The sequence below is a fragment of the Candidatus Methylomirabilota bacterium genome, from assembly GCA_036005065.1.
Classification (GTDB): domain Bacteria; phylum Methylomirabilota; class Methylomirabilia; order Rokubacteriales; family DASRDR01; genus DASYQW01.
Window position 1 is genome coordinate 1 of record DASYQW010000267.1, and the last position, 9458, is coordinate 9458.

Genomic DNA, 9458 nt, shown 5'->3' on the forward strand with positions numbered 1-9458 from the left:
GAACGACGCTCTTGATCGGCCTGCTTCTCGCCGACCTGGGAGCCTGGCCCGGCGGCGCCCGGGCGGCGCCGCCGACGGCGGAACTTATCAAAGCCTTCGGCTTCTATGACTCGCTGGCCCAGCTCACCAACGTCAACGGCACCCTCTTCTTCGCAGCCAACGATTTGGACAGCGGGACGGAGCTGTGGAAGAGCGACGGGACCGCAGCGGGTACCGTCCGCGTCAGGGACATCTGGCCGGGGTTGTCTCGCGGCTCGAACCCGGCCTTCCTGACCAACGTCAACGGCACGCTCTTCTTCACGGCCGACGACGGGAGCAGCGGGCGCGAGCTGTGGAAGAGCGACGGGACCGCGGCCGGTACCGTCCGGATCAAGGACATCAATCCGGGGGCCGGCAGCTCGAACCCGGAAGATCTCACCGACGTCAACGGCACGCTCTTCTTCACGGCCACTGACGGGCGCAGCGGGCGCGAGCTGTGGAGGAGCAACGGGACCGCGGCCGGCACCATCCGCGTCACGGACATCAACCCGGGGGCCGGCAGCTCGGACCCGTCGTCCCTCACCAACGTCAACGGCACGCTCTTCTTCGCGGGCTTTGATTGGACCAACGGATCCCAGCTGTGGAAGAGCGACGGGACGCGGGCCGGCACCATCCGCGTCGGCTCCCGCTCCCGGTTCATTTGCCCAGGTGGCTTGGCCAACGTCAACGGCACGCTCTTCTTCTACGCGGCCATCCCTGACAGCCACGCGCGGCGAGCGACGCCTCGGCCGCCGGGACCAGGCCCACGGCGCGCGCACCCCGGGTGTTTCCTGCCAGGCTGGGTCTCGTTGTGGAAGAGCGACGGGACCGCGGCCAGCACCGTCCGCGTCAAGGGCGGAATCGGGGCCCATTTTGGCGCGTACAATCTGACCAACGTCAATGGCACGCTCTTCTTCGTAGGCGACGACTTCCCAGGGGGGTTCTCCAACCCCGAGCTGTGGAAGAGCGACGGGACCGCAGCGGGTACCGTCCGCGTCAAGGACATCTGGCCGGGGTTGTCTCGCGGCTCGAACCCGGCCTTCCTGACCAACGTCAACGGCACGCTCTTCTTCACGGCCGACGACGGGCGTAGGTCGTGGCGTGGCCACCGCGGGCCGTGGAAGAGCGACGGGGCCGCGGCCGGCACCGTTCTTGTCAAGGACATCGATCCGCGGGGCGACCCGAGCCCGCGATGGCTGACCAACGTCGACGGCACGCTCTTCTTCACGGCCGACGACGGGCGCAGCGGATTCGAGCTGTGGAAGAGCGACGGGACGGCGGCCGGCACCATCCGCGTCACAGGCATGGGGCCCCGCACCTCGAACCCGGCCTTCTTGACCAACGTCAACGGCACGCTCTTCTTCGCGGCGACGACCGACGGCCTGTGGGGGCCGCAGCTGTGGGCGGTCTTCCCCCACGACCGCCTCGTCACGGGCGCCGGAGGCGCCCCGCCCCAGGTTCGCGCCTTCGACGCCCGCTCGGGCGCCGAGACCGGGAGCGTCCTGCCTTTCCCCGCCGCGTTCGGAGGCGGCGTGCGCGTCGCTGCAGCCGACCTGACGGGCGACGGCCTCCCGGACCTGATCGTGGGGGCCGGCCCCGGGGCGACGCCCCAGGTGCGCGTCCTGGACGGCGCGACCGGCGCCTCCCTCCGGAGCTTCCTGCCCTACCCGCCGAGCTTCCGCGGCGGCGTCTTCGTCGCGGTAGGCGACGTCACCGGCGACGGCGTCCCCGACATCGCGACGGGCCCGGGACCGGGCATGGAACCCCTGGTGCGCGTCTTCGACGGCCGGACCGGCGCGCCGCTGCGGAGCTTCCTGGCCTATGCCTCGAGCTTCCGTGGCGGTGTCACCGTCGCGGCCGGGGACGTGACCGGCGACGGCCGCGCCGAACTCGTGACCGGCGTGGCGTCGGCCGGCCCGCCCGAGGTCCGCGTCTTCGATGGCCGCACCGGCACCCTCCGCCGCCGCTTCCTGGCCTACGCCCCGACCTTCCTCGGCGGCGTCTTCGTCGCGGCGGGGGACGTGACCGGCGACGGCCGCGCCGACCTCGTGACGGGACCGGGCCCGGGGATGCTCCCCGAGGTGCGCGTCTTCGACGGCCGGACCGGCGCCCTGCGGCGGCGCTTCCTGGCCTTCGACCCGGGGTTCCTCGGCGGTGTCCGGGTCGGCGTCGCCTTCGTCACCCGCGACGGCAAGGCTGACCTCCTCGCCGCCGCCGGCCCCGGCGCGCTCCCGCAGGTCGACCTCTTCGATGGCGCCACCGGCGCCCGGCTGGGCAGCTTCCTGCCCTACCCTGCGGAGTTCCGCGCCGGCGTCTTCGTCGCCGGCAGCGTCCGGTAGGGCGCCCTTCGCTCAATGGGTGAAGCGGGAAAGCTTCCCATCGACCAGATTCGCGTGCAGATGACCACGCAATGGCCCCAAGAGGTCATTGCGTGCCGGACATTGCTCGGCCCGGAGATTCCAAGGGCCCAGTCCCGAACGTTCCAACCAACTGGACGTGGTACTCGACGCCCCCGGGTCTCGGTGGAGCTGGATGAACTGGAAGAAGACGAGAGCTGCCCCCCGAGTAACGGATGGCCCGTGACGGATGGTCCGGGGCCGTCGTGGCGCTCGTCCGGGACAGGCGGGCACCGGGCACGGCGGCGCGTCGAGGAACGGTCAGGACCGCCGGCGGCGACGAGGTCGGGAGGCGACCCATGGCGAATGCGGAGGAAGGACGGTCTCGCGTGATCTTCATCGTCCGCCTGGACCGGGACGCCCTCGGGCGGGTGACCGGCGTGGTCGAGCGGGTGCGGACCGGTGAGAAGGCCCGAGTCGACACGCTGGCGGACGTAGTCCCGGTCCTCACGGCAATGCTGGCCCGCGACGAGCCCGAGCCGGCATGCTGATGGCGGACGACGCCGGATCAAGCGAGGCCGGCGAGGGCGCGCTCCGTCCGGGCCCGCCAGAGATCCATCGCCACGGCGGCGAAGAGGTCGCGGGCCGCGGCGAGGTCGACCACCGCCGGCTCGCGCGCCGGCCCGTCCATGCTGTCGGCGGACGGCGCCGGCCCCCTGGGGCGTCAGGCCGAGCGCATGTCCGGGCCGGGGCGACGAAAGATGAAAAGTGCTTTGAACTTCGGCTCTCGCTCTGAGCCTCGGGGTCCCGATCGGGGCGTTCGTGGGGGCTCCGGTCCTTTCGAGGCGAGCCACCAGGGCGCGGTCCAGCTCGGGCATGCGAACTCGCAGCGTCGTGGACCCAGATCGGCAACACCACGAATCAGAACGCCATGTACCTGTTCGGAGACCCCAAGCACGGGCCGAACCAGGTAGTGGTCCGGCCGTCCGGGCGCCAGTGCTCTGCGGAGGGGGTACGGAGGACCGTGAACAGTCAAATTCAGGCTATTCCGGGAATCATGTCGGTCAGGCCGGACGACGCTCTGATCAGACCGGTCCCCGGAGGCACGGCCCGGGCCAGCCAGCCCACGGTGCGGCTTGGATCCGCCCGGGGGGCCGCATTTTCTGCTTGACATCATTTCGGACCGGGATCGGGCCGCCGTCGTGGTCTCGGCCTCCAGTCCCGCCCAGCGCTCCGCGTGGGCCCGGAGCACCTCATGTGTCCGGGCGGCGACGGAAAAACCATTCCCGCTCGGGCGCGCTGCGTTCCTGGGGCCCTTCCGGTGGCCCGGAAACTGCGTGGTAGAGTCCGGGTGGGAGGCCCTGACCATGCACTCATCCGCGTCCACGCCGACCGCAGCAGACCTGGATCGGCTCGGCGACGAGATCGCCACGCTCTCGGCCCACCTCGACGCCGCCACCGCCCGGTTCCTCACCCTGCTCCGCGAGTTCGATGCGGGGGGCGGCTGGGCGAACGGCTTCCGCTCCTGTGCCGAGTGGCTGACCTGGCGGGTCGGGCTCGACCCGGGGGCGGCGCGGGAGCGTGTGCGCGTGGCGCGGGCGCTGGGGGAGCTGCCGGAGCTCGCCGCGGCCCTGGCCCGGGGGGAGCTGTCCTACGCCAAGGTCCGCGCCCTCACGCGGATCGCCACCCCGGAGACCGAAGCGCGGCTCCTGGCGGTGGGGCGGGCGGGGACGGCGGCCCACGTCGAGCGGATCGTGCGGGCGTGGCGGCGGGTGGACCGGCACGGCGAAGCCCGGGAGGCGGCGGCGCGCCACGCGCGGCGGTCGCTCCGGGTGTACCCGGACGAGGACGGGATGTGGGTCGTGCGGGGGCGGCTCGAGCCGGAAGTGGGAGCGCTGCTCATGCGGGCGCTTGAGGCGGCGCGCGAGGCGCTCTATGCACGGGCACGGGCCACGGCGGCGGCGCATGATGAGGCGGACCCCCCGACCTCCGGCCAGCGGCAGGCTGACGCGCTCGCCCTGGTGGCGGAGACCGCTCTCGCGCACGGGCTCGATCCCGGATCGGGGAGCGAGCGGTACCAGGTGGTCGTCCACGTGGACGCCGCTGTACTGGCCGACCCCGACGAGCCCGGTCAATCCGCGCTCGAGGACGGCGTGGGCGTTTCCGCGGAAACGTCGCGGCGCCTGGCGTGTGATGCGACCCGCGCGGTGCTGCGCCACGCGGGGGACGGCCCGGGGCTCGACGTGGGGCGGCGGACGCGGACGATCCCACCGGCGCTCCGGCGGGCGCTCCAGGCCCGGGACCAGGGGTGCCGCTTCCCGGGCTGCAGGGTGCGTCATTCCCAGGGGCATCACCTCCACCACTGGGCCAATAGCGGGCCGACCCGGCTCGACAATCTCGCGCTTCTCTGCCGGCGCCATCACCGGGCCGTCCACGAGGAAGGCTACCGGGTCGAACGCGACGCCGACGGCACGCTGCGCTTCAGCACGCCGCGCGGTCAGCCGATTCCCCCGGTTCCGGCGCCGTCGACGGTACCCCTCGACCCGACGCAGGCCCTCGTTACGGCCCATCGGGCGCGCGGCCTCGCGATCGACGCGCGGACAGGCTGTCCCGCCTGGCTCGGCGAGCGCCTCGACCTTGCCTGGGCGATCGGGGTCCTGCACCCCGCCGCGAACCCGGGCGCGCCCCGGCCCCTCGGTCGCTCCCCCTGAGCCCGCTGGCACAACGCCTGGACCGGACCCGCTCGGCCGGCTGACCGGCGTGGTCGAGCGGGTGCGGACCGGCGAGAAGGCGTGCGTGGACGCGCTGGCGGACGTGGGGCCACTCCTCGCGGCGATGCTCACCCGCGACGAGGCCGAGCCGGCACGCTGATCTCGGGAGACGCCGGATCACGCGAGGCCGGCGAGCGCGCGCTCCGCCCCGGCCCGCCCGAGCTCCATCCCCATGTCGGCGAAGAGATCGCAGGCCGCCGCGAGCTCGACCGCCGCCGGCTCGCGCCGGCCGGCCCTGGCGAGCTGGACCCCGAGCCCGAACCGGCAGCACGCGAGGAGCGGGCGCATCTCCAGCTCGCCGGCCACGGTGATCGCCTCCTCGTAGCTCGCGACCGACGCTGCCACATCGTCCTCTCGCGCCTCGGCCTCGGCCCGGGCCCGGAGCGCCCACGCCGCGTGGCCGCGCTCGCCGTGCCGGCGGGCCAGCGCGACCGCCTCCTCCGCGGTGTCCCGCGCGCCTCGAACGTCGCCCGCGAGGAGCCGCGCCTCGGCCAGCCAGGCGAGCATTAGGGGACGGGCCGCGGCCATTCCGATAGTGGCCGCCTGGTCCAGCGCCTTGCCCAGGACCGCGCACCCCCGCGTCGCCTGGCCGGACAACGCGTAGGCGTAACCTAGCGCCCCCGCGAACCGCTGAACCCAGGGAGATACGGTGGTGCCTTCACCCCGCTCGAGCGCGCGCTCCAGCCTGTCGATGGAGCTGCCGAGGGCTCCCTGCTGGAGCGCTAGGAGGCCGGCGCCGCCCCAGGCGAAGCTGAGCGCGATCGGGTGATCGAGCTGCTGCGCCAGCGTCAGGCCCTCGTCGGCGACGACCTGGGCGTCCTCGAATGCCCCTAGCTCGATGAGCGATAACACGAGCGAGTACCGCGAGTGCACGGCTGGCGGCTGGAGCAGCCCGAGCCGCTCGCCTGCCGGCTCACCGGTGGCGAGCTCGAGGCTGCGCCTGAACAGTGCCACAGCCGGCTGGTATTCGCCGCGGAGGTGATAGACCTGCGCCAGCCGCGTGCCGATGAGGATCCGTAACACCGGATCGCCGAGCCCCTCGGCCAGAGCAAGGGCGTGCTGACCGTGACGGAGGGCGCCGTCGTATTCACCGGCCATTCGAAGCTGGTCCATGAGGAATGAGGTCGCGCGCACCCGTCGGGGCGCGTCGCCCAGGCGCTCCGCCTGTGCGGCTGCCTCCTCCAGCAGCGGTCGAATTGCGGAAAAGTCACCGAGGGGCAGCAGCGCGTTGCGCAGATCGAGCCGAACATCGACCGCCGTCTCGAGCGTGGTGCGGCTCGCGGGCAGGTGCTCCAGCGCCGTTCGCGCCTGCTCGAGGAGCGCCACCGCCTCCCGGTAGGCGCAGCGCTCGATGGCCTGGTGGCCAGCCTGCCGGAGGAACACGACCGCCTTGTCCCACCGCTCGGCCTCCCGGTAATGGTGTCCGAGCGCGGCACAGTGGCGCGGGAGGTCGTCGCCGGCGAGCTGCTCCAGGGCGGCGGCGACGCTCGCGTGCAGCAGCCGCCGCCGGGGCGAGAGCAGCTCGCCGACCACCACGTCCCGAATCCGATCGTGGGTGAAGTCGAACCGCTCCCCGGCGCCGTGAAGGACCCGCCGGCGGACCAGCTCCTCCACCCCCTCGGCCGCCTCTCGCTCGTCCATGTCCGCCGCCCGCTGGAGGAGCGGAAATTCGAGCTCGCGCCCGATGACGGCCGCGACGCGCACGAGGTCGCGGGCGTGATCGCTCAGCCGGTTGAGACGTCGGGCGATCATCTCCCGCGCGCGGGCCGGGAGCGGCAGGCTGCCCGGAGCGGTGATGGCGACGCCGTCGTCGATCGCGCGCATGGTCTCGACCACGATGAGCGGGTTGCCGGCACTGGTGGCCCAGACCTGCTCTCCCCGCTCCGCCACGATGGCCGTCCGGCTGTCCGCGCGCCCGATCCGGCGGACGAGCGCCAGGGTGTCGTCTCGACCGAGGGGGCCCAGCGGCAGCCGGACGAGCCGCCCCTCGGCCGCCAGCTCGTCGAGCATGCGGCCGAGCAGCGGGCTGTCGGACAGCTCCTCCTCGCGGACACTGACCGCCACCAGGAAGGGCGCCGAGTGGAGGCGGCGCCCGAGGAAGGCGAGGAAGCGCAGGGTCATGTCGTCCGCCCAGTGGCCGTCCTCCAGCAGGACCGCGAGCGGCTGCGCCAGGGCGAGCCGTCGAAGCAGCTCGACGAGCGCCTCGAACAAACGGAGCGGGTCGGAAGGAGACGGCGCGAGGGGGCTCCCCTCGGCGAGCTCCGGGAACAACCGCGCCAGCTCCACGCGCGACCCGGATGAGAGGCCATCGACGGCTCGCGGATCGGTCAGCACGCCGGCGTCCCTGATGGCGCCGACCCAGGGCCCGAACGGGAGGAACCGCTCGCTCTCGTACGCGCGCCCGAGCAAGACAGAGCCCTTCCGCCGCTCCGCCTCCGCGGCCAGCTCGGCCAGCAACCGAGTCTTGCCGATCCCGGCCTCGCCGAGCAGCGCCACCACGCACCCATGTCCGGCCCAGGCCTCCGCCAGCGCCTCGTGGAGCCGGCCCACCTCGGTGTCGCGCCCCACCAGCGGCGCCTCGGACGCCCCGGGCGCCGCCCGCATCGTGGCCACCCGGACGGGACGTTGCCGCAGGATCTCCCGGTATAGCTCCTTGGTCTCGGGCTCGGGCTCGACGTCGAGCTCCCGGCGGAGGACCTCGACGCAGTCCTGGTACTGTCGGAGCGCGGCATCCCGCCGTCCGCGCTGGGCATAGCAGCGCATCAGCGCCCGGTGCACGGCCTCTTGCAGCGGGTCGAGGGCGAGGAGCCGGATCGCCGACTGCACCGCGGAGGCCGTCGCGCCGACCGCCCGCTGATGGGCGAGCAGCTTGGCGAGGGCCTCGAGGGCGAGCTCCCGTAGCCGCTCCCGCTCGCTCATGAGCCAGTCCTCGAAGGTCGGCTCGTCGACGCCCAGCCCGGCCAGCAGATCCCCCCGGTAGAGGCCGGCCGCGTCTTGGAGCGCCGCCGGCGTTCCCACGGCGGCCGCCTGCTCGAACGCCGCCACGTCCGTCTGCACCGCGTCCGACGGCAGCGTGATCGCGTCAGCCGTCATAACGAGCAGCTCGCCGTCGGCGGCGCCGAGCGCCTTGCGGAGGACGAAGAGGGTCTGGCGGAGCGCGTTCCGAGCGCGCCCCGGTGGGGCGTCGGGCCAGAGGAGGGCGGCCAGCTGGTCCCGGGGGTGTGTCTGCCCCGGCGTGAGCGCGAGGTAGGCGAGGAGGGCCTGCGCCTTCTTGGTGGGGACGGCCAGCAGCCGTCCGAGGCTCGTCAGCACCTCGAAGCCGCCGAGCAGGGTCAAGGTGAGCCGGGGCATGGGCGGCCCTCAGTACGCGGACCGTAGCACGAGGTCGCGGCCGCGTGCCACCGCTGGCTAGTCGAGCGACTTGCGGAAGCGCAGCACCGACAGCGTGAAGATGACCGCCCCGAAGACGACGAGCGGCCAGACGTCCGGCCAGAGCTGGTCCAGGCCGATCCCCTTCAGCACGATGCCGCGGAGGATCCGGAGAAAGTACGTGATGGGCAGGACGTGCGCCAGGTACTGGGCGGGCCGCGGCATCCCCTCGATGGGGAACAGCAGCCCCGACAGGTAGATCGACGGGAGGATCGCGAGGAACCCGAACTGCATGGCCTGGGGGATCGTGCGGGAGATGGTCGAGATGTAGATGCCGATCCCGAGGGTGCCGAGCATGAACAGCGCCGCCACCCCGTAGAGGAGCGCGAGACTCCCCCGGATCGGGACGGCGAAGACGTAGTGGGCGACCACGAGGGCGAGCGTCATCTGGCCATAGGCCACCAGGAGGTTCGGGATGATCTTCCCGAGCATGATCTCCCACCGGCGGAGCGGGCTCACGATGAGCGCCTCGAGGGTCCCGCGCTCCCGCTCCCGCACGACGGCCACGGCCATGATCGTGATCGTCGTCTGCATGAGCAAGGCGCCGATGAGACCGGGAACGATGAAGAGCGCCGACTCCTGATCGGGGTTGTACCAGGCCCGGACCCGCACGTCGATGCCGACCTGGTCGCGCTGAAGCGCCCCGCCGGTCGTCTGGCTGAGGATCTCGAGCGACCGCGAGAGGCCGAGGGCAGTCGCCGCATTCACCGCCGAGACGGCGACCTGGGGGTCCGAGGCGTCCACGATCACCTGGACGGACGCGCCTCCGCGACCGCGGAGCCGGGCCGCGAAGTCGGGGGGGATCACGATCCCCACCTTGGCGCGGCCGGTGTCGATCAGCCGCGTGACCTCTCCGTGCGACCGGGCGTAGTAGGTGAGGTCGAAGTACTGGCTGTTGGCGAAG

The 9458-nt window shown here is 72.8% G+C and carries 6 protein-coding genes; 3 read left to right on the forward strand and 3 right to left on the reverse strand.

Annotated features, from left to right (window positions below):
• Positions 1 to 2357: ELWxxDGT repeat protein (locus VGW35_18530; GenBank protein HEV8309664.1), on the forward strand; the 2357-nt coding region annotated here is incomplete at its 5' end.
• 386 nt (positions 2358 to 2743) lie between these two features.
• Entirely contained in the window at positions 2744 to 2905 is a 162-nt protein-coding gene (locus VGW35_18535) for a hypothetical protein (GenBank protein ID HEV8309665.1), read from the forward strand.
• Between the two features lie 17 nt (positions 2906 to 2922).
• Here the strand turns inward: VGW35_18535 and VGW35_18540 are convergent, their stop codons facing one another.
• Positions 2923 to 3045: a hypothetical protein gene (locus tag VGW35_18540; protein HEV8309666.1), complete on the reverse strand. Its 123-nt coding sequence runs from the start codon at positions 3043 to 3045 to the stop codon at positions 2923 to 2925.
• A 676-nt stretch (positions 3046 to 3721) separates the two neighbouring features.
• Here VGW35_18540 and VGW35_18545 point away from each other — a divergent pair.
• Positions 3722 to 5065 (forward strand): DUF222 domain-containing protein, encoded by a 1344-nt coding sequence (locus VGW35_18545; GenBank protein HEV8309667.1) that lies wholly within the window; start codon positions 3722 to 3724, stop codon positions 5063 to 5065.
• Positions 5066 to 5242: 177 nt separating this feature from the next.
• Here the strand turns inward: VGW35_18545 and VGW35_18550 are convergent, their stop codons facing one another.
• Together VGW35_18550 and VGW35_18555 are read right to left on the reverse strand one after the other, a co-directional pair.
• Entirely contained in the window at positions 5243 to 8476 is a 3234-nt protein-coding gene (locus VGW35_18550) for a BTAD domain-containing putative transcriptional regulator (protein ID HEV8309668.1), read from the reverse strand.
• A 57-nt stretch (positions 8477 to 8533) separates the two neighbouring features.
• On the reverse strand, positions 8534 to 9458 hold a 925-nt coding region (locus VGW35_18555), incomplete at its 5' end, for an ABC transporter permease (GenBank protein HEV8309669.1).

Bases quoted from the DNA above. Each gene is read 5' to 3' on its own strand.
- VGW35_18540 (HEV8309666.1), bottom strand. From the start codon at position 3,045: ATGGACGGGCCGGCGCGCGAGCCGGCGGTGGTCGACCTCGCCGCGGCC.
- VGW35_18545 (HEV8309667.1), top strand. From the start codon at position 3,722: ATGCACTCATCCGCGTCCACGCCGACCGCAGCAGACCTGGATCGGCTC.
- VGW35_18550 (HEV8309668.1), bottom strand. From the start codon at position 8,476: ATGCCCCGGCTCACCTTGACCCTGCTCGGCGGCTTCGAGGTGCTGACG.